The sequence below is a fragment of the Pseudomonas sp. 37 R 15 genome, from assembly GCF_900004865.1.
GTDB lineage: Bacteria > Pseudomonadota > Gammaproteobacteria > Pseudomonadales > Pseudomonadaceae > Aquipseudomonas > Aquipseudomonas fluorescens_AM.
Genome location: NZ_CVTV01000048.1, coordinates 63031 through 81776, shown reverse-complemented (window position 1 = coordinate 81776; position 18746 = coordinate 63031). Strand labels below are relative to the sequence as shown.

Here is an 18746-nt window from a genome sequence, read left to right as displayed (position 1 = left end):
AGTGCAGTGAGTCTATCAGGCGACGCGAATCAAATGTGGGAGGGGGCTTGCCCCCGATAGCAGTGTGACAGTCAGCTTATTTGTAACTGACACACCGCAATCGGGGGCTCGCCCCCTCCCACATTTGAGTGCATTGCAATTAGGACGGAGCGTGTTCCGGGCGTTGCTGGCGCTGTACAACCCAATAGTCCACCAGCTCGCGCAACTGTGACAGCTCCACCGGCTTGGCCATATGCCCGTCCATCCCGGCCTGGCGCGCGCGTTCTTTATGTTCCGAGAGAATATGCGCCGTGAGCGCAACCACCGGCGTGCGGACACGCTGGTGGCTGACTTCCCACGCGCGTAGCTGCTGGGTGGCGGAGAACCCGTCGAGGATCGGCATTTCACAGTCCATCAGCACCAGGTCATAGCGCTGGGCTTTCATTGCCTCCAACGCTTCTTCGCCGTTGCTGGCGGTATCCGGGTTGAGGTTGAGCTTGCCGAGCATGCCGCGTATCACTTTGGTGGAAATACTGTTGTCCTCGGCCACCAGGATGCGGAAGTCGCTGGGCACGGTAATGGCTGCCGGCGCGGCGGGAGCGGGGCGAGGGAGGGCTGCGCCTTTGCTGCGCTGGGTCAGTTCGTCGGCCAGGGTGGTCTTGAGCGTATAACCGGCCACCGGTTTGGCGAGGATGCGCTTGATCCCGCAGTTACGCGCGATGATCTTGCTCGGCGCGTTGCTGATGCCGGTGAGCATGATCAGCAGGATATCGTGGTTCAGGCTCGGGTCTTCCTTGATCTTGGCCGCCAGTTGCATGCCGGTCATGCCGGGCATGTTCTGGTCCAGCAACACCACGTCGAAGTAATCGCGCAGGTGCGCCTTGGTGCGCAGCAGGGCCAGGGCCTCTTTGCCCGAAGCCACGGCGCTGACGTTCAGGCCCCAGGCCGAGCATTGCTGCAGCAGCACCTTGCGGCAGGTGTCGTTGTCGTCCACCACCAGTACGCGCGCGTCCTTGAGCGGGCCGTCGAGATCGGAGGTCGGGTGCTCGAGGCGTTCCGGGTCAAGGGGCAGTGTCAGCCACAGGGTGCTGCCCTGGTGACTGCCGCTCTTGACGCCGAATTCGCCGTTCATCAACAGGACCAGCTGGCGTGCGATCACCAGGCCCAGGTGGCCGCTCAAGCGTGTCGCCGAGAGGAAGTTCTTGCTGTGCAGTTCGCTGTGCAACAGGGCGTCGCGCTCGGCGGCTTCCATGGGCACGCCGCTGTCTTGCACTGCAATGCGCAGGCGCGGCTTGCTGCTGCGCTCGTCGAGGGCAACGACGATCAGCACTTCGCCCTCGTCGGTCTTATGCAGGGCGTTTTCCAGCAGGCTCAGCAGCGCCTGGCGCAGGCGTGTCGGGTCACCGCTGATCACGCGCGGCACCTGGGGCTGGATAAAGCTGATCAGCTCGACATTCTGCTGCTCGGCCTTGGCGCGGAAGATGCTCAAGCAGTCGTCGATCAGCGCGTTGAGGTCGAACTGCACATCATCGAGTTCGATCTGCCCCGATTCGAGCTTGGAGATGTCGAGGATTTCGTTGATCAGGGTGAGCAACTCGTTGCCGGCGCTGTGGATGGTCTGCACGTAGTCGCGTTGTTTCACCGACAACGGCGTGCCCAGCAGCAACTCGGTCATGCCCAGCACGCCGTTCATGGGCGTGCGGATTTCGTGGCTGATCTTCGCCAGGAACTCGGCCTTGGCCGCGATTTCGGCGTTGCTCGCGGCCAGGTCGCGGCTGAGGCTGAAGCGGGTTTCAACAATGGCGCGCTGGCGTTCGCCGAGGGCCAGGCTCATCAGCAGCCCGCTGATGCAAATGAAACTCAGCAGGGTGATGATCAGGCCTTGCGGTGCCACCAGCGTGAGGCCGAGCAGGGCGGGAAGAATGATCAGCGTGCCGATGTTGAACACCACCATCCCCGCCACGAACAGGCGCGCCGGACGATAGCCCTGTTGCCAGTGATAGGCCGAGACAAACAGCATGCTCAGGCCGGCCAGCGCCACCAGGGCATAAGTGATGATGTTCAGCGGCAGGGTGTTGACGAACAACAGCAGCAGGCCACACAGCACAATCAACAGTATGTCGGCCATCAACAGTTTGTTCAGCGGGTGCGGGCCCAGGGGCATGAAGAAGCGATAGGCAAACATCAGCCCGCACGGCGCGGTCAGCAGCAGGGCGAGGTAGGCGCCGGGGGTCTGGATCGCGTGCCAGTTGGGCAGCCATGGCCCCACCACGTTGAGCAACAGCGCCAGGCTGAGCATCAGCAGGCATTCACACGCGGCCAGCCACAGGCTGCTGCGCGAGCGGTGGTAGGCGAACCGCGTGAGGTTATGCAGGATCAGCATCAGCAGGACGCCGAACAGCAAGCCGTAGACCAGCGTCTGGTTCTGGTTGGCGGCGGCGAGTACGGCGGGCTCCAGGGTGATATAGGGGCGTAGCTCGTGCTCCGACACCAGGCGCAGGTAAACCTCGAGCGGGCGCTGGCTCTGTGGCATCGGCAGCATGAAGTCACTGCTGGGCAGCGGGCGCTCGGCCTGGGGTTGGCGCGTGCCGGTGGTTTGCTGTTCCACCAGGGTGTCGCCGTCCAGCACATACAGGCTCAGACTCGACAAGTCCGGGGCGAACACCCGCAGCACCTGTTCATGCTTGCCCGGTTGCAGCTTGAAGCGCACCCACAACGCACCGTCCGGCTGCGCGGCGGTAATCCGGTCGAGTTCGATGGGGCTGAATTGATTGGTATAGCGTGAGGAGCGGATGTCGCTCAGTTGCAGGTCGGCCTGATCATCGAGCAATACTGCCCAACCACTGCCTTGCGCCGCGGCTTGAGCCGGGACCAGGCAGAGCAGGGTCAGCAGACTGACTGTAAAAGCTAAGGCGATCCTGAGCCAGCGCACGGCGAAGTCCCTTCGTAGGTGAATGCACGGGTTAACTATGCGCGGGGCGGCATGAGTACGGCAAGGGCCAGAGGCCCTTACCTACCCGAACGGATAGCTACTCAGTTGTTCTCGCCGCGTTCACGGGCAATGGCGCGGTAACCGATATCGGTGCGGTAGAAGCAGCCTTTCCAGTCGATTTTCGCAGCCAGCGTGTACGCTTGCTGCTGCGCGGCGTCGACGCTGGCGCCCATCGCGGTGGCGCACAGTACGCGGCCGCCGGCGGTGACGACCTTGCCGTCCTTCAACGCAGTGCCAGCATGAAACACCTTGCCTTCCAGCGCAGCGGCCGCGTCCAGGCCCTCAATCACATCGCCCTTGGCGTAATCGGCCGGGTAACCGCCGGCCGCGAGCACGATGCCGACGCTCGGGCGTGGGTCCCACTGTGCTTCGACCTTGTCCAGGGCCTGGGCCAGCGCGGCCTCCACCAGCAGCACCAGGCTTGATTGCAGGCGCAGCATCACCGGTTGGGTTTCCGGGTCGCCAAAGCGGCAGTTGAACTCGATGACTTTCGGGTTGCCGGCTTTGTCGATCATCAGGCCGGCATAGAGGAAGCCGGTGTAGACGTTGCCTTCGTCGGCCATGCCACGCACGGTCGGCCAGATCACCAGGTCCATGACGCGCTGGTGCACCTCGGGGGTGACCACCGGCGCCGGGGAGTAAGCGCCCATGCCGCCGGTGTTCGGGCCGCTGTCGCCGTTGCCGACGCGCTTGTGGTCCTGACTGGTGGCCATCGGCAGTACGTTCTTGCCGTCGACCATCACGATGAAGCTGGCTTCTTCGCCGTCGAGGAATTCCTCGATGACCACGCGCGAACCGGCATCCCCAAAGGCGTTGCCGGCGAGCATGTCGCGCACGGCGTCCTCGGCTTCCTGCAGGGTCATGGCGACGATCACGCCTTTACCGGCAGCCAGGCCGTCGGCCTTGATCACGATCGGCGCACCTTTTTCACGCAGGTAAGCCAGGGCCGGCTCGATCTCGGTGAAGTTCTGGTAGTCGGCGGTCGGGATCTTGTGGCGCGCCAGGAAGTCCTTTGTGAAGGCTTTCGAGCCTTCCAGTTGAGCGGCGCCGGCGGTCGGGCCAAAGCAATCCAGGCCACGGCTGCGGAACAGGTCGACGACGCCAGCCACCAGCGGCACTTCCGGGCCGACGATGGTCAGGGAGACGTTCTTTTCGGCAAAGTCCGCCAGTTGCTCGAGCGCCAGCACGTCGATGGCGACGTTTTCGCACTTGGCTTCAGTGGCGGTACCGGCGTTGCCGGGCGCAACGAAGACTTTCTGGACACGTGGGTCCTGGGCAACTTTCCAGGCCAGGGCGTGTTCGCGGCCACCGCTGCCAATGATCAAAACATTCATTTCAAAAACCTCAAATTCTGTAGGCGTCGCAGGAACGCTTTATGTGGGAGGGGGCTTGCCCCCGATTGCGGTGTGTCAGCTAAGGATCAGTTGCCTGACACACTGTCATCGGGGGCAAGCCCCCTCCCACATTTGGATCAGTGGCGGAAGTGGCGCATGCCGGTGAACACCATCGCAATACCGGCTTCATCAGCGGCGGCGATGACTTCAGCATCACGCATCGAACCACCCGGTTGGATCACGGCGGTCACGCCGGCTTTCGCGGCATTGTCCAGGCCATCACGGAACGGGAAGAACGCATCGGAAGCCATCACCGAACCCACCACCTGCAAGCCGGCGTGTTCAGCCTTGATCGCGGCGATACGCGCCGAGTTCACACGGCTCATCTGGCCGGCGCCGACACCGATGGTCTGGCGGTTCTTGGCGTAGACGATGGCGTTGGATTTGACGTACTTGGCCACTTTCCAGGCGAAGATCAGGTCGTTGATCTCTTGCTCGGTCGGTGCGCGCTTGGTCACGACTTTCAGGTCCTGGCTGCCGATCATGCCGATGTCACGGCTCTGTACCAGCAGGCCGCCATTGACGCGCTTGTAGTCCCAGGCAGCGGCGCGGTCAGCCGACCATTCACCGCAGGCCAGCAGGCGCACGTTGGCTTTGGCCGCGACGATGGCGCGTGCCTCTTCGCTGACGCTTGGCGCGATGATCACTTCGACGAACTGGCGCTCGACAATCGCCTTGGCGGTCTCGGCATCCAATTCACGGTTGAAGGCAATGATGCCGCCGAACGCCGATTCGGTGTCGGTGGCGTAGGCCAGTTCGTAGGCCTGGCGGATCCCGCCTTCAGCGTCCGGGCTCACGGCCACGCCGCACGGGTTGGCGTGCTTGACGATGACGCAGGCCGGTTTGACGAAGCTCTTCACGCATTCCAGCGCGGCGTCGGTGTCGGCCACGTTGTTGTAGGACAGCTCTTTGCCTTGCAGCTGGGTCGCGGTGGCAATGCCGACTTCGGCCGGGTTTGCCTCCACGTAGAACGCCGCGCTCTGGTGCGGGTTCTCGCCGTAGCGCATTTCCTGGGCCTTGATGAACTGGCTGTTGAAGGTGCGCGGGAACTGGCTGCGGCCTTCTGTGCTCAAGGTTTGGGCCGCTTGGTTCACGGTGCCCATGTAGTTGGCGATCATGCCGTCGTAGGCGGCGGTGTGTTCGAACGCCTTGAGCATCAGGTCGAAACGCTGGGCGTAGGTCAGGCCACCGGCTTTCAGGCTTTCGAGCACGTTGGCGTAATCGCTGGCGTTCACCACGATGGCCACGTCTTTGTGGTTCTTGGCCGCCGAGCGCACCATGGTCGGGCCGCCGATATCGATGTTTTCGATAGCGGTCGGCAGGTCGCAGCCCGGCTTGTTGATGGTGGCTTCGAACGGGTAGAGGTTGACGGCCACCAGGTCGATCGGCTTGATGCCGTGCTCGGTCATGATGGCGTCGTCGATGCCGCGACGGCCGAGAATGCCGCCGTGAATTTTCGGGTGCAGGGTTTTGACCCGACCGTCCATCATTTCCGCGAAACCGGTGTAGTCCGCGACTTCTACTGCGGCCACGCCGTTGTCCTGCAGCAGTTTGAAGGTCCCGCCCGTGGAGAGGATTTCCACGCCCAGGGCTTCCAGCTCCCGGGCAAATTCGAGGATCCCGGTCTTGTCGGAAACACTGATCAAGGCGCGGCGGATCGGCAGGCGGGTAGTCTGGTCGGTCATCTCAATTTCCATCAAAAGCAAAGGAGTCAGCAAAAAAGGCGACCGGTTTTACGCGGGCGCCTTTCTGGTTTGATTGAATGCTTACAGCAAATCGTACTGCTTGAGCTTTTTGCGCAAGGTGCCACGATTGAGGCCCAGCAGCTCACTGGCTTTGGTCTGGTTGCCCTTGACGTAGTTCATCACGCTTTCGAGCAAGGGCGCCTCGACTTCGGAGAGCACCAGGTTGTACACGTCCGTGACGGAAGCACCCTCGAGGTGGGCGAAATAATTGTGCAGCGCCTTCTCGACACTCCCGCGAAGGGTCTGGCCTTCTTCGCTCGGCGTGTTGAGGTGCTGTTTCAAATTGACGTTGTCGCTCACGGGTGCTGTTCCACTCACTAAAGTCTCGGTCATCATGGTCATGCGGCCACCCCCTCTCCATCCCCTGTTTCCAGGCTCTTGTCACGTTCGGCGAAGAATTCACGAACGGTGGCGACCTGTGCCTGCGTTTCATCCAAACGATTGAACTGAGCGCGCAATTCCTTGGCGCCCGGCAAGGTGGCGAGGTACCAGCCGACATGCTTGCGAGCAATACGTACGCCCATCACATCCCCATAGAAGGCGTGCAGGGCGGCCAGATGCTCCAGCAGAATATGTTCCACCTCGGTCAGTCCCGGTGCCGGCAACACGTCGCCGGTACGCAGGAAATGCTCGATTTCACGGAAAATCCATGGCCGCCCCTGGGCGGCCCGGCCGATCAACAAGCCATCGGCACCGGTTGCGTGCAGCACGCGCCGGGCTTTCTCGGCTGAATCGATATCGCCATTGGCAAACACCGGCATCGACACCGCCTGCTTGATCGCGGCAACAGTGTCGTACTCGGCTTCCCCGGTATAAAGGTCGGCGCGGGTGCGGCCATGCACCGCCAGCGCTGCAATACCCGCCTGTTCGGCGATCTTCGCCACCGTCAGGCCATTCTTGTTGTCCCGGTCCCAACCGGTACGAATCTTCAGGGTCACCGGCACATCGACTGCGGCGACAACGGCCTGCAGGATCTCGGCAACCAACTGCTCATCTTTCAACAAGGCGGAACCCGCGGCCTTGTTGCAAACTTTCTTGGCCGGGCAGCCCATGTTGATATCAATGATCTGCGCGCCCAGCTCCACATTGGCCCTGGCCGCATCCGCCAGCATCTGCGCATCACCCCCGGCGATCTGCACCGAGCGTGGCTCGGGATCACCTTCGTGGATCATGCGCAACCGCGACTTGCGGGTGTTCCACAAACTCATGTCGCTGGTGACCATTTCAGAGACTACTAGACCCGCGCCCAAACGTTTGCAGAGCTGACGAAAGGGCTGGTCAGTGACCCCCGCCATCGGGGCGAGGATCAAGCCGTTGTGCAATGTATATGGGCCGATGCGTACCGCCGACATAGGACTTCCCTGTTGTGGGGCCGGATCATTAGAGTTCGAAAAAGGGTTGGCATGATACCCGCTCTCGATGACTGGATAAAGGCTGAATTGGATAAAATCTGAACAGTTATTTTTTTATCGCCATCGGTTTGGTTGACGTCGGTGCAGTCAATAATCCGCCTTCAAACCACGGCTGCGGCGTGGCTTCATTCGGGCGAATGGAAGCTCAGGCTGTAATTCACGGCTTTGTTGCCTGGGTCGAGGATGTCCAGGGAGATGTGGATCGGTACCTGCGACGGCATTTCGCTGACGCCGGCCAATTCGCCGCTGAGGTATTCGGCGGGCTTGAAGCGTCGACTGGCGATCAGGCCGCCGTTCAGGTCGGCAAAGCGCAGTTCCAGCAGCGGGAAGGGCTGGGAGAAGGTTGCGCGATTGTAGATGATCGCATCCACCACCAGGGCCCCGGCGAACTCCGGGTGGCTGCGCACCACCAGGTTGCTGCTCTTGATATGGGCGATGTCGACCCGCGATGGCACGGTGCAGCCCAGGGTCGGGCACAGTTGCTGGAACCACGGGCGGTAGGCGTCCTGGCGGGCCAGTTCGTCGAATTGGTAGGCGATGTACTGGCCTGCCAGGCCGGCGGCAGCGAGCACCACCAGCACGATCCAGATCAGGCGGCGGCCCCAGCCGGAAGGGCGCTTCTGCGCATACAGGTGCAGCGGGTCGTCTTCCAGGTCCTGGAACAGGTCGTCGTGGGCGCCGGACTCGGCGCGGGCTCGCTTGCGCCGCGATTGCGCACGGTCATCGGTTGCGTCTGCCGATGGGGTCAGGGGCGTGAACGGTGGGTCTGAATCATCGTCCTCGTGCGGGGCCTCGCGCAGTGGCGGCTCGTCGTCGATATCGTCCGGGTGAAAGGACATGGACGGTTCGGTGCGGGCGCTCGGTTCTGCTTCAGCGGACGGGTCGCGCGCTTGCAGCGGCTCACTGAATAAACTGGCGGCCCATTTTTCTTCCTCGGCCTTGACCGTATCGCGGCTGGCGCTGAGGGCGTCGTCCTTGTGTCGACGGTCGGCCCCCGGCTGGCGGCGTTCGGCGCCGACGGGCTGGGTGTGCTGAATCTCGCGGCGCTCGAGTTTGGCCAGTTCTTCGTCCAGGTCCAGGTTGTCCAGGTCCAGTTCTTCGGCGCTCCACTGCTTTTGGCTGATGGCGCGGGGTGCCTCGGTGGCAGGCTCAAGTGCAGGGGCGTGGTCAGGTTGCGTTTGCGCCCGTTGCTCCAGCAACTGGCGAGCGGCGTTGAACACTTGCAGGCACGAGCCGCAGCGCACCACGCCGCGGGCCACGCTCAACTGAGCGTGGTTGACGCGAAAGCGCGACTGGCAATGCGGGCACTGGGTGACGAAACTGTCGGTCATGCGGCCATCCGATTCAGACAAGCGCTCATTCTAGCGCCGACGCCCACTGATGCGTACCCAACCGTCACGGTTGGCGATGGGGTCCAGCTCGAAATCCCTGGCGTAGGCGGCAGCGACCTCTTCGCCCTGCTCGGCGAGGATGCCCGACAGCGCCAGGCGCCCGCCCGGCCGGACCAGGCCCGACAACTGCGGCGCCAGTGAAACCAGCGGCCCGGCGAGAATATTGGCAACCAGCACATCGGCCTGCACCTGGGGCAGGTCTTCAGGCAGATAGAGTGGGAACTTGGCTTCAGGAATGTGGTTGCGCCCGGCGTTATCGCGAGACGCTTCCAGCGCTTGCACATCGATATCGGTGCCCACGGCTTCCCTGGCGCCCAGCAGCAGGGCGGCAATGGCGAGGATCCCCGAGCCGCAGCCGAAATCGAGCACGTTGCAGTCGGTCAGGTCCTGGCCGTCCAGCCATTCCAGGCACAGCGCGGTGGTGGGGTGAGTGCCGGTGCCGAACGCCAGGCCCGGGTCCAGCAGCAGATTGACGGCATCGGGCTCGGGGGCGGCGTGCCAGCTCGGCACGATCCACAGGCGCTGGCCGAAGCGCATGGGCTGGAAGTTATCCATCCAGCTGCGCTCCCAATCCTGGTCTTCGATCACTTCGCTGTGATGCTCGGGCAGCGGGCCGCCGGTCAGCAGTTCCAGGTGGGCCAGGACGCTGGCGGCCTCGGTACCGTCTTCGAACAGGGCCAGCAGATGGGTGTGGGACCACAGCGGGGTGGTGTTGAGTTCCGGTTCGAAGATCGGCTGGTCTTCAGCGTCCATGAAGGTCACCGACACGGCGCCGACTTCAAGGAAGGCGTCTTCGTAGGTTTCGGCTTGTTCCGGGCTGATGGCGAGACGGACTTGCAGCCAAGGCATGGCGGGCACCTTTGAAAAAAATGAGTGTGCAGCGAGTAGGCCGCGAAAGCGCGCAAGTTTACGCGAGCGAACGGCAGAAGACGACAGTACTGACGAGTTGCAGTGCTCAGAATGTACACAGGACCAGGTGGGAGGGGGCTTGCCCCCGATGGCGGTGGATCAGTTACGGATATTGAGACTGACATACCGCGATCGGGGGCAAGCCCCCTCCCACAGTTGGACTGTGTACATTCAAAAAAATACGGGCCCAGAAACAACAAAACCGCCCGAAGGCGGCTTTGGTGGGTGGAGCACTTACTGGTTGGCCAGCTTGTGTTCCAGGTAGTGAATGTTCACACCACCTTCGCAGAAGCCTTCATCGCGAACCAGGTCCCGATGCAGCGGGATGTTGGTCTTGATGCCGTCGACCACGATTTCGTCCAGGGCGTTGCGCATGCGGGCCATGGCCTCGTCGCGGGTCGCGCCCCAGGTGATCAGCTTGCCGATCAGCGAGTCGTAGTTGGACGGAACCTTGTAGCCGCTGTACAGGTGCGAATCCACACGTACGCCGTTGCCGCCGGGCGCGTGGAAATGCTTGACCAGGCCAGGGCTTGGGATAAAGGTTTTCGGGTCTTCGGCGTTGATCCGGCACTCCAGGGAGTGGCCGTGCATCTTCACGTCGTCCTGGGTGAAGGACAGCACGTTGCCGGCGGCGATGCTGAGCATCTCCTTGACGATGTCGATACCGGTGACCATTTCCGATACCGGGTGTTCTACCTGCACGCGAGTGTTCATCTCGATGAAGTAGAAGCGGCCGTTCTCGTAGAGGAACTCGAAGGTGCCGGCGCCACGGTAGTTGATGTCGATGCACGCCTTGACGCAGCGAGCCAGGACTTCCTGGCGGGCCTTTTCGTCCAGACCCGGTGCCGGCGCTTCTTCGAGTACCTTCTGGTGGCGACGTTGCAGCGAGCAATCGCGGTCACCCAGGTGGATCGCGTGGCCCTGGCCGTCGGACAGTACCTGCACTTCCACGTGACGTGGGTTGGTCAGGTACTTCTCCAGGTAGACCATCGGGTTACCGAACCAGGCGCCCGCTTCGGAACGGGTCTGCTTGGCGGCCTCGATCAGGTCTTCTTCCTTGTGCACCACGCGCATGCCGCGACCACCACCGCCACCGGCGGCCTTGATGATCACCGGGTAGCCGACTTCGCGACCAATGCGCAGCGCGGTCTCCTCGTCTTCCGGCAGTGGGCCGTCGGAGCCGGGAACGGTAGGCACGCCGGCTGCGATCATGGCTTCCTTGGCCGAGACCTTGTCGCCCATCAGGCGAATGGTTTCGGCTTTCGGGCCGATGAAGGCAAACCCGGATTTCTCCACCTGTTCGGCGAAGTCGGCGTTTTCCGCGAGGAAGCCGTAGCCCGGGTGGATGCCATCAGCGCCAGTCACTTCAGCGGCTGCGATGATGTTCGAGACTTTCAGGTAAGAGTTGGTGGCCAGTGGCGGGCCGATGCAGATGCTTTCGTCCGCCAGTTTCACGTGCATCAATTCGGTATCGGCCGTCGAGTAAACAGCGACGGTCTTGATGCCCTCTTCCTTACAGGCGCGCAGGATCCGCAGCGCGATTTCGCCGCGGTTGGCGATCAGGACTTTTTGCAGTTTCTTCGCAGGTTTCAACATCGAAGGTGCTCCGCGGTTCAAACGATGGTGAACAGCGGCTGGTCGTACTCAACCGGCTGACCGTTTTCTACCAGGATGGATTCAATGACGCCGGCTTTTTCGGCGGTGATGTGGTTCATCATCTTCATCGCTTCAACGATGCAGATGGTGTCGCCCACTTTCACGGTCTTGCCCACTTCAACAAAGGCCGGCGAGGTCGGTGCCGGGGTGCGGTAGAAGGTACCGACCATTGGCGACTTGACCACGAAACCGTTCAGCTCCGGGGCTGCCGGGGCCGCAGGCGCTGCGGCTGGAGCGGCGGCGGCAGGGGCGGCAGCGGCTGGCGCCGGTGCTTGCATCTGGGGTGCGTAGAACTGTTGGGCCGGGGTCTTGCTGTGACGGCTGATCCGTACGGACTCTTCGCCTTCCTTGATTTCCAGCTCGTCGATACCGGATTCTTCCAGCAGTTCGATCAGTTTCTTAACTTTACGGATATCCATGAATCATCAACTCCCAAGGGTCGGTCAGGGGCGTTTAGCCTGTTCTTCAACGTGTTCCAGGGCGGCCTCCAGGGCCAGTCGGTAACCGCTGGCGCCAAGGCCGCAGATCACTCCTACCGCTACATCGGAGAAGTAAGAGTGATGGCGGAAAGCTTCGCGTTTGTGCACGTTCGATAAATGCACTTCGATGAATGGGATGCTCACCGCCAGCAGCGCGTCACGTAATGCAACGCTTGTATGCGTGAAAGCGGCGGGATTGATCAGAATAAAGTCCACGCCTTCGCCGCGCGCGGCATGGATGCGATCAATCAATTCATACTCGGCATTGCTTTGCAGGTAGAGCAAATGGTGGCCGGCAACACGGGCCCTCTGTTCCAGATCGAGGTTGATCTGATCCAGCGTCACTGCCCCGTACACGCCCGGTTCACGGGTGCCGAGCAGGTTCAGGTTGGGTCCGTGAAGAACCAGTAAGGTCGCCATCGGCTGTTCCTTGTTATTGATTGAGGTGCTGCAGAACCCGGCGACTATGCCGCAAAGCCTTTGTGACTGTCCAGTTCTATGCAGTAGCCAGCACGATTAGCGAGGATAGCGCAAAATTTGTGACTGTGACTTGGGATCCGGTCATGGGCAATACAGTCATGAAATCGCGGGAGATCCCATGTGGGAGGGGGGCAAGCCCCCTCCCACCTTTTGATCTTCACCGGATGGGAGGTCAGACGCGGAAGGCTTGCACCGCCGTGTTGAGCTGCCCACCCAGCACCAGCAGGTGTTCGCTCTGGCTGCGCCCTTGGCCGATACGCAGCAGGTTATCCTCACCCAGCTGGTGAATGCGTTCGCTGTTATCGCGAATTTCACTGACGGCCCCGCTTTGCTGCGCCGTCACATCAGCGATGCGCACCGCCGTTTGGGAAATGGTCTGGATCGCCCCGACGATTTCGTCCAGCGCGCCATCGGCGGCCTGGGCTTGCTCGGCGGTGGCTTCGGCGTGTTCGACTTGTGCACGCATGCCTTGCACCGATTGGTGGGCGGCGGTTTGCAGGCTGCTGATCAAACCCTGGATTTCGGCAGTGGCGCCGGCTGTGCGTTGGGCCAGGGTGCGCACTTCATCGGCGACCACGGCAAACCCTCGGCCGGCCTCACCGGCGCGGGCGGCTTCGATGGCTGCATTGAGCGCCAGCAGGTTGGTCTGCTCGGCGATCGAGCGGATCACCGTGAGTACGCCGCCGATGGTGGCGGACTCTTCGGCAAGTTTCTCGATCATTTGCGCGTTTTGCTGCACTTCACCCACCAGGGCGTGCAACCCGGTCAGGCTCAGGCCGATGACCCGCTGGCCTTGTTCCACGGCGATGCCTGCACTGCGACTGGCGCCAGCGGCCTGGCTGGCATCGCCCGCCACTTGCTGGATGGTCGCTTCCAGTTCGCCGAGGGAGTCACGGATCTGCGCCGTATCCCCGGCCTGGCGTTCGGCGCCGTGGTGCAGGCCGTTGCTCAGTTCGGCAAGGGCGCGGCTGCTGCCGGCGACTTCTTCGGCGTTGCCGCGAATCGTGCCGACGAGGTCCACCAGATAAGCGCGCAGGCGGTTGAGCGAGGCTTGGATATCGTGCAGTTCGCGGTTGGTCCTGCCCAAGGCGATCGGCTGGCTGAAGTTGCCTTCGGCCCAGGTGGACAGCGCCGGAGCAAGGGCGGTCAGCACCCGCGCCAGGCGACGCTGCAAGGTGTCGATCAACAGGGCGATCAGCAGGATCAGGCCAATCATCAGCCCTTGTATCAGGCGCACTTCGCCCTGGATCCTGGCGTGTTGCGCGCGCACCACCGGCTCCAGGCCGGCGATGGCCTGGCGCACACCGGTGATCTTGGTGTGTGTGGCGGTGGCAAGGTCGGCGCGTTGTTGGATCTGTTCGCGGGTGCGCTTGAGTTCGGCGGGGTAGCGGGTCAACAGGCCGTTGAGTTCACGCTTGAGGTCAACGCCGGTGTCCAGCGCTTCGGTTTTTTCAGTGTTTTGCAGCCCCATCAAGGCGGAAAAATCGTCGGTGCTGGATTCGGCGCTGGCCTTTACGCCCAGTAAAGGCAGCTGGGCCAACAGGTCGGCCTGGCTGCGGATGTTGGCGATTTCACGCTCGACGTCATCGGCCAGCTCGGCGCGCCCGCTGCTGACCAGTTTGTCGCGCGCCAGTGACAGTTTGCCCAGGTGTTGCGAGGCGGCCAGCAGCGGCGGCAGGTAGCGCGCTGCCTCCGCAGAATCGACCGTGCCGGCGTACTGGCTCAGTTGCTCCAGGTTCGCCCCCAGTTCGCGTTCGGCTTGCAGCAGCAGCGCTTGCGGGTCCCCGGCCAGCTTACCGGCGGCGAGCAGGTCGGTTTTGCTGAAGGCATCCAGGTCCGCGAGGCTGGGGCGCAGGCTTTGCGCCAACTCGGGCGGCAGTGAGTCGAGCTGCTGCAACAGGCTTTCCAGGCTCTGGCCGGCGCTGCTCAACCGCAGGGCATCGCCGCTGGCCAGGTAGTCGTCGATATTGCGTGCGGCCTGGTTCTCAAAGACCTGGGACAGCCCCAGATAGCGCTCCATCAACAGGTACGGGCGCTCCAGCGCCCGTTGCGACCACCATAGCGTCGCGCCAAGTGCCAGGCACACGGCAACCAGCAGAAGGGTATTGAGATTGGTCAGCAGCTTCAGGCGCATGCGTGGTTTCAACCGACAGCAAAAGATAGGTGCCTGAAGTTATTGCGTTTCCATTACAACGTTATGACCGAATCAGTGAATTCCGGTGAAAAGATGGCACTTTGCTTTGATGGGCGAGCCGCCTGCACGCGGTTGCGTCCCGCATGCTTGGCACGGTACAGCGCCTCGTCGGCCTGGGCGGCCATCATCAGGCTGTCGGAGCCGTCGCACAGTTCCACCAGCCCGGCACTGAAGGTGCACCATAAGTCCTGTGGCTGGGCCGGGTAGTGGATTTCCGCAAAGCGCCCACGAATGTCGTCCAGTACTTTGCAGGCCGATTCGAGGTCGGTGTCGGGCATCACGATGGCAAATTCCTCACCGCCATAGCGGCCGATGTAATCGGTCTTGCGCAGGCGCTGCTTGAGGAACAAGGCCAGGCTCTTGATGACGCGATCGCCCATGGGGTGACCGTGGCTGTCATTGACCCGCTTGAAGTGATCGATATCCAGCATGGCGAAGCTCAGCGGCTTGTTTTCGCGACGGGCGCGGAAGCTGCAGTCTTCGAGCAATTGCAGGATATGCGTGTGGTTGTACAGCCCGGTCAGGCTGTCGCGCACCATCCGCGCCTTCAAATTGCGCGCGCGCGCCGCGCGGTTGCGCACGGTGGTGATCAGATGGCGCGGCTTGATCGGCTTGGTCAGGAAGTCGTCACCGCCTTCGCTCATCGCATCAAGCTGTTTGTCCAGGTCATCTTCGGCCGACAGGTAGATGATCGGCACGCTGACATAGCGGTCGTTGTGGCGAATCACCTTGGCCAGCTCGGTGCCGGTGCAGGCGGGCATGTACATGTCGAGGATGATCAGGTCGGGCTGGAAGTCCGCCAGCTCGGCCATGGCCTGGATCGGCTCGATCAAGGTGCGGGTGACGATGCCGGCGCTGTTGAGCAGGCGCTCGGTGTGCAACGCCTGGGCGCGGGAGTCGTCAATGATCAGCACCTTATACGGCTCATATTGAGCGACGCAGGTCAGCACTTCGATCTTTTCCAGCAGGCTCGAGGCTTCCAGCGTGCCAGTGAGGAATTCTTCGCCACCGGCGCGCACGGCGGCCAGACGCGTCGGCGTGTCGGTCTCATGCAGGCTGAAAAACAGCAGCGGCAGCTTTTGCTCCAGGCCCTGCTGGGCTTCGGCGGCCAGTTTTAGCCCCAGCCCGGTGCCGCAGAAGTCGACGTCCATCACGATGGCCGACGGCAGGCGCTCGGCCATGGAGGCGCGAAACGCTGCGACGCTGTCCAGGGACTGCGCGCTCATGCCAAAAAATTCCAGCTGCTTGGCCAGGCGTTCGGCGCGGTCGTGGTCGGCCAGCATCACGTAGATCGGCTTGCGCATCGGCGGCAGCTGGGTTTGCTCAAGCTGATCGCCCTGACGCAGCCCGGTGCGCGACAGGCGCTGCATCAAACGGTTGAGCTCGGTGATCAGGTGACTGCTCAGGCGGCCACGGTTTTCGTCCACGGCCTTGAGGGACTCGCCAATGTGCTGGGCCAGTTGGCGGTGCTCGGGCTGTTCGAAACGCTCGGCAAAGCGCAGCAGGCGCAGAGTGGCTTCGCTGAGCTCGGAGAAGTCGGCGTTCGACCATTCGCTGCGCTGCAGGCGCTGCCAGATCTCAAGAATTTGACGTGCCTGATGAATTACCCGCTGGGCAAAATGCTGCTTGAGACGCTCGCGGCTGGGGTCTTCTGACTCGGTCATATCCTGACTACTGTGAAGGTGCATGCTGAGGTCGACTAGTGGCCCTATGCTAGCATCTCTTTTTCTATTGCATGAGTGTCATACGTCAATTAAGTACGCGTCTGCGGTATTCATTTTTTGACCTTGTGGTCGCGCTGTGTAAAAGGCGTGCATCCTTTATAGTCCACCCTCGGGTATGCGCCAGTTTGGTTTAAAAGCGCCGCACCGATGGGCACGATGGGGTAGGGTTGTGGTCGGAGTGTTTGACCGCACCCGGACAATTGATGTGCATGAACTCAAGTGATTGAAAGGATATCGCCATGCTGGACTGGAAAAACCGTGAAGGCAGTGCCAAAGGCCCCGCCCCTGAGCCCAAGTCGGCCAACCGCAGCTACGTTCGCAACCTGCTGATGAGCCGCGCCTTGCTCAGCGTGATCTGCTTGTACCTTCTGGTCACCGGTGGCCTGGGTTGGTATTGGAGCCAGGAGCCGGCGTTGTTTCCGGTCCAGCAAAACGCCCAGCTTGCCGCCGAGAAGGAAGGCAAGCAGATGGTGATCGGCTACACCACGGTCGAAACCCTGAAAAACGTAGTGGGTACCTTGCTGGACAAGCCCGGTGGCTACATTTCCAATGATCGCTTCCCGCCAGGCCTGTGGATGGACAACATGCCGAGCTGGGAGTACGGCGTGCTGGTGCAGGTACGCGACCTGACCCGCGCCCTGCGCAAGGATTTCGCCCGTTCCCAGTCGCAGTCGGCTGAAGACGCTGACCTGGCGAAGGCCGAGCCGCGTTTCAACTTTGACAACAAGAGCTGGGTGCTGCCGTCCAGCGAGTCGGAATACCAGGAAGGCATCAATTCCCTGAGTCGCTACGAAGCACGCCTGTCCGACCCGAATCAGAAGGGGGCGCTGTTCTATGCCCGCGCCGACAACCTGAACAACTGGCTGGGCGATGTCGCCACCCGTCTGGGTTCGCTGTCGCAGCGTCTGTCGGCCAGCGTGGGCCGGGTCAAGCTGAACACCGCGCTGAAAACCGAAGCGCTGGCGCCGGGTGAAGTGCCCCAGGTCGATGAAGAAGTGGTCGAGACCCCATGGATGCAGATCGACAACGTGTTCTATGAGGCCCGTGGCCAGGCGTGGGCGCTGTCCCATCTGCTGCGCGCCATCGAGGTCGACTTTGCCGACGTGCTGGCCAAGAAAAACGCCACGGTCAGCGTGCGCCAGATCATTCGTGAGCTGGAGGCCTCGCAGGAGCCGGTGTGGAGCCCCATGATTCTCAATGGCAGTGGCTTCGGCGTACTGGCGAACCACTCGCTGGTGATGGCCAACTACATTTCCCGGGCCAACGCTGCAGTGATCGATTTGCGTCAGCTCCTCAACCAGGGTTGATGATGGACGCTACTCAAAAGGAGGCCGCCCACCGGGTAGCCTCCGATGCTGAACTGATCCAGTGGGTTGACGAACACGACAACCCGCTCGGTACCCTCGTAAGGTCCGACCTGCGCCAGCGCGGGCTGATTGGCCGTTGCACCTTTATCTTCCTGTTCAACTCCAGGGGCGAGCTGTGTGTGCATCGGCGCACCCTGAGCAAAGCGTTGTATCCCGGTTTCTGGGACACGGCAGCGGGCGGGATGGTCGCGGCAGGGGAAACCTATGCCGATTCGGCGGCCCGTGAACTTGCAGAAGAGCTTGGCGTCAGCGGCGTGGAATTGATCGAACATGACCATTTCTATTTCGAAGACGGCGACAGCAGGCTTTGGTGCACCTCCTACTCGGCGGTATGGGATGGGCCCCTGTGCCTGCAGCCCGAAGAAGTCATGGAAGCGCGCTTCCTGCCGATTGAAACGGTGTTGAGCGAGGCCAAACACAAGCCTTACTGCCCGGACGCGCAAGAAGGCCTGCGGCGCTATCTGGCGTTGCGTCGCTAAAGTTGCATGAAATGGCGCCATTTGGCCCTTAGCAACTTGGCTTTTTGCCGTTACACTGCGCCACTTTTCATCCCCTAGAGGATTGCCGGTGGCCAAGAAAGCCGCATCCTTCGCCGCCTTGGGTGGCCTGGTATTTTCCACCGATGCAGGTCGACACTGCCCGGACTGCCGTCAGCCCGTGGATTCGTGCACCTGCAAACAAACCCTGATTCCCGAAGGCGACGGCATTGCCCGCGTACGCCGCGAGAGCAAAGGCCGTGGCGGCAAGACGGTGACCACCATCACCGGCGTGCCGCTGGCCGAAGAGGCGCTCAAGGAACTTGCCACCACGCTGAAAAAGCGCTGCGGCACCGGTGGCGCGTTGAAAGACGGGGTCATCGAGATCCAGGGCGAGCATGTCGAACTGCTGTTGGCCGAGCTGATCAAGCTCGGTTACAAGGCCAAGAAGTCCGGCGGCTGAAAGCCTCTTCCCAACCTGTGTCTAAACTCTGTCCTGCGAGCGAGGTCTACCTCCCTTAACAGGCAAATCGTCATTTTCATTCTTT

At 62.0% G+C, this 18746-nt stretch carries 15 protein-coding genes; 3 read left to right on the top strand and 12 right to left on the bottom strand.

Annotation, left to right across the window (positions count from 1 at the left end):
- Positions 1-139: 139 nt before the first annotated feature.
- From BFQ04_RS14685 to BFQ04_RS14630, 12 genes are all read right to left on the bottom strand, one after another.
- Positions 140-2911, bottom strand: coding sequence for a hybrid sensor histidine kinase/response regulator (locus BFQ04_RS14685; protein WP_065951449.1), 2772 nt, complete (start codon positions 2909-2911; stop codon positions 140-142).
- A 101-nt stretch (positions 2912-3012) separates the two neighbouring features.
- Positions 3013-4305, bottom strand: a complete 1293-nt coding sequence (purD, locus tag BFQ04_RS14680; protein WP_065951448.1) for a phosphoribosylamine--glycine ligase — start codon at positions 4303-4305, stop codon at positions 3013-3015.
- 137 nt (positions 4306-4442) lie between these two features.
- On the bottom strand, positions 4443-6050 hold the full coding sequence (gene purH / locus BFQ04_RS14675; protein ID WP_065951447.1) for a bifunctional phosphoribosylaminoimidazolecarboxamide formyltransferase/IMP cyclohydrolase: 1608 nt from the start codon (positions 6048-6050) through the stop codon (positions 4443-4445).
- An 81-nt stretch (positions 6051-6131) separates the two neighbouring features.
- Complete coding sequence (gene fis, locus BFQ04_RS14670; protein WP_003221275.1) at positions 6132-6452, bottom strand: DNA-binding transcriptional regulator Fis; 321 nt, start codon at positions 6450-6452, stop codon at positions 6132-6134.
- Positions 6449-7462 (bottom strand): tRNA dihydrouridine synthase DusB, encoded by a 1014-nt coding sequence (gene dusB / locus BFQ04_RS14665; protein ID WP_065951446.1) that lies wholly within the window; start codon positions 7460-7462, stop codon positions 6449-6451. The genes fis and dusB overlap by 4 nt, the downstream gene beginning before the upstream one ends.
- Positions 7463-7647: 185 nt before the next feature.
- Positions 7648-8853, bottom strand: coding sequence for a DUF3426 domain-containing protein (locus BFQ04_RS14660; RefSeq protein ID WP_065951445.1), 1206 nt, complete (start codon positions 8851-8853; stop codon positions 7648-7650).
- Between the two features lie 30 nt (positions 8854-8883).
- On the bottom strand, positions 8884-9762 hold the full coding sequence (prmA, locus tag BFQ04_RS14655) for a 50S ribosomal protein L11 methyltransferase (RefSeq protein ID WP_065951444.1): 879 nt from the start codon (positions 9760-9762) through the stop codon (positions 8884-8886).
- 294 nt (positions 9763-10056) lie between these two features.
- Entirely contained in the window at positions 10057-11418 is a 1362-nt protein-coding gene (gene accC / locus BFQ04_RS14650; protein WP_065951443.1) for an acetyl-CoA carboxylase biotin carboxylase subunit, read from the bottom strand.
- A gap of 17 nt (positions 11419-11435) precedes the next feature.
- Complete coding sequence (accB, locus tag BFQ04_RS14645; RefSeq protein WP_065894602.1) at positions 11436-11897, bottom strand: acetyl-CoA carboxylase biotin carboxyl carrier protein; 462 nt, start codon at positions 11895-11897, stop codon at positions 11436-11438.
- Positions 11898-11921: 24 nt separating this feature from the next.
- A complete protein-coding gene (aroQ, locus tag BFQ04_RS14640; protein WP_065951442.1) occupies positions 11922-12377 on the bottom strand; it encodes a type II 3-dehydroquinate dehydratase in 456 nt (151 codons plus the stop codon).
- A gap of 232 nt (positions 12378-12609) precedes the next feature.
- Positions 12610-14571: a methyl-accepting chemotaxis protein gene (locus BFQ04_RS14635; RefSeq protein ID WP_065951441.1), complete on the bottom strand. Its 1962-nt coding sequence runs from the start codon at positions 14569-14571 to the stop codon at positions 12610-12612.
- 53 nt (positions 14572-14624) lie between these two features.
- Positions 14625-16295 (bottom strand): response regulator, encoded by a 1671-nt coding sequence (locus BFQ04_RS14630; RefSeq protein ID WP_065951440.1) that lies wholly within the window; start codon positions 16293-16295, stop codon positions 14625-14627.
- Between the two features lie 299 nt (positions 16296-16594).
- Here BFQ04_RS14630 and BFQ04_RS14625 point away from each other — a divergent pair, with 299 nt between their 5' ends.
- The 3 genes from BFQ04_RS14625 (at position 16595) to BFQ04_RS14615 (ending at position 18661) form a co-directional block, all read left to right on the top strand.
- The gene (locus BFQ04_RS14625; protein WP_065951439.1) at positions 16595-17662 is read left to right on the top strand and encodes a DUF2333 family protein; all 1068 of its coding nucleotides are present in this window, start codon (positions 16595-16597) and stop codon (positions 17660-17662) included.
- 2 nt (positions 17663-17664) lie between these two features.
- Complete coding sequence (locus BFQ04_RS14620; protein ID WP_065951438.1) at positions 17665-18201, top strand: NUDIX hydrolase; 537 nt, start codon at positions 17665-17667, stop codon at positions 18199-18201.
- A gap of 88 nt (positions 18202-18289) precedes the next feature.
- Complete coding sequence (locus BFQ04_RS14615) at positions 18290-18661, top strand: translation initiation factor Sui1 (RefSeq protein ID WP_057724111.1); 372 nt, start codon at positions 18290-18292, stop codon at positions 18659-18661.
- Positions 18662-18746 lie beyond the last annotated feature (85 nt).

What these genes read in the sequence shown, in the direction of transcription:
- purD (WP_065951448.1), bottom strand. Translation starts at nt 4,305, where the DNA reads ATGAATGTTTTGATCATTGGCAGCGGTGGCCGCGAACACGCCCTGGCC.
- purH (WP_065951447.1), bottom strand. Translation starts at nt 6,050, where the DNA reads ATGACCGACCAGACTACCCGCCTGCCGATCCGCCGCGCCTTGATCAGT.
- fis (WP_003221275.1), bottom strand. Translation starts at nt 6,452, where the DNA reads ATGACCATGATGACCGAGACTTTAGTGAGTGGAACAGCACCCGTGAGC.
- dusB (WP_065951446.1), bottom strand. Translation starts at nt 7,462, where the DNA reads ATGTCGGCGGTACGCATCGGCCCATATACATTGCACAACGGCTTGATC.
- BFQ04_RS14660 (WP_065951445.1), bottom strand. Translation starts at nt 8,853, where the DNA reads ATGACCGACAGTTTCGTCACCCAGTGCCCGCATTGCCAGTCGCGCTTT.
- prmA (WP_065951444.1), bottom strand. Translation starts at nt 9,762, where the DNA reads ATGCCTTGGCTGCAAGTCCGTCTCGCCATCAGCCCGGAACAAGCCGAA.
- accC (WP_065951443.1), bottom strand. Translation starts at nt 11,418, where the DNA reads ATGTTGAAACCTGCGAAGAAACTGCAAAAAGTCCTGATCGCCAACCGC.
- accB (WP_065894602.1), bottom strand. Translation starts at nt 11,897, where the DNA reads ATGGATATCCGTAAAGTTAAGAAACTGATCGAACTGCTGGAAGAATCC.
- aroQ (WP_065951442.1), bottom strand. Translation starts at nt 12,377, where the DNA reads ATGGCGACCTTACTGGTTCTTCACGGACCCAACCTGAACCTGCTCGGC.
- BFQ04_RS14635 (WP_065951441.1), bottom strand. Translation starts at nt 14,571, where the DNA reads ATGCGCCTGAAGCTGCTGACCAATCTCAATACCCTTCTGCTGGTTGCC.
- BFQ04_RS14630 (WP_065951440.1), bottom strand. Translation starts at nt 16,295, where the DNA reads ATGACCGAGTCAGAAGACCCCAGCCGCGAGCGTCTCAAGCAGCATTTT.
- BFQ04_RS14625 (WP_065951439.1), top strand. Translation starts at nt 16,595, where the DNA reads ATGCTGGACTGGAAAAACCGTGAAGGCAGTGCCAAAGGCCCCGCCCCT.
- BFQ04_RS14620 (WP_065951438.1), top strand. Translation starts at nt 17,665, where the DNA reads ATGGACGCTACTCAAAAGGAGGCCGCCCACCGGGTAGCCTCCGATGCT.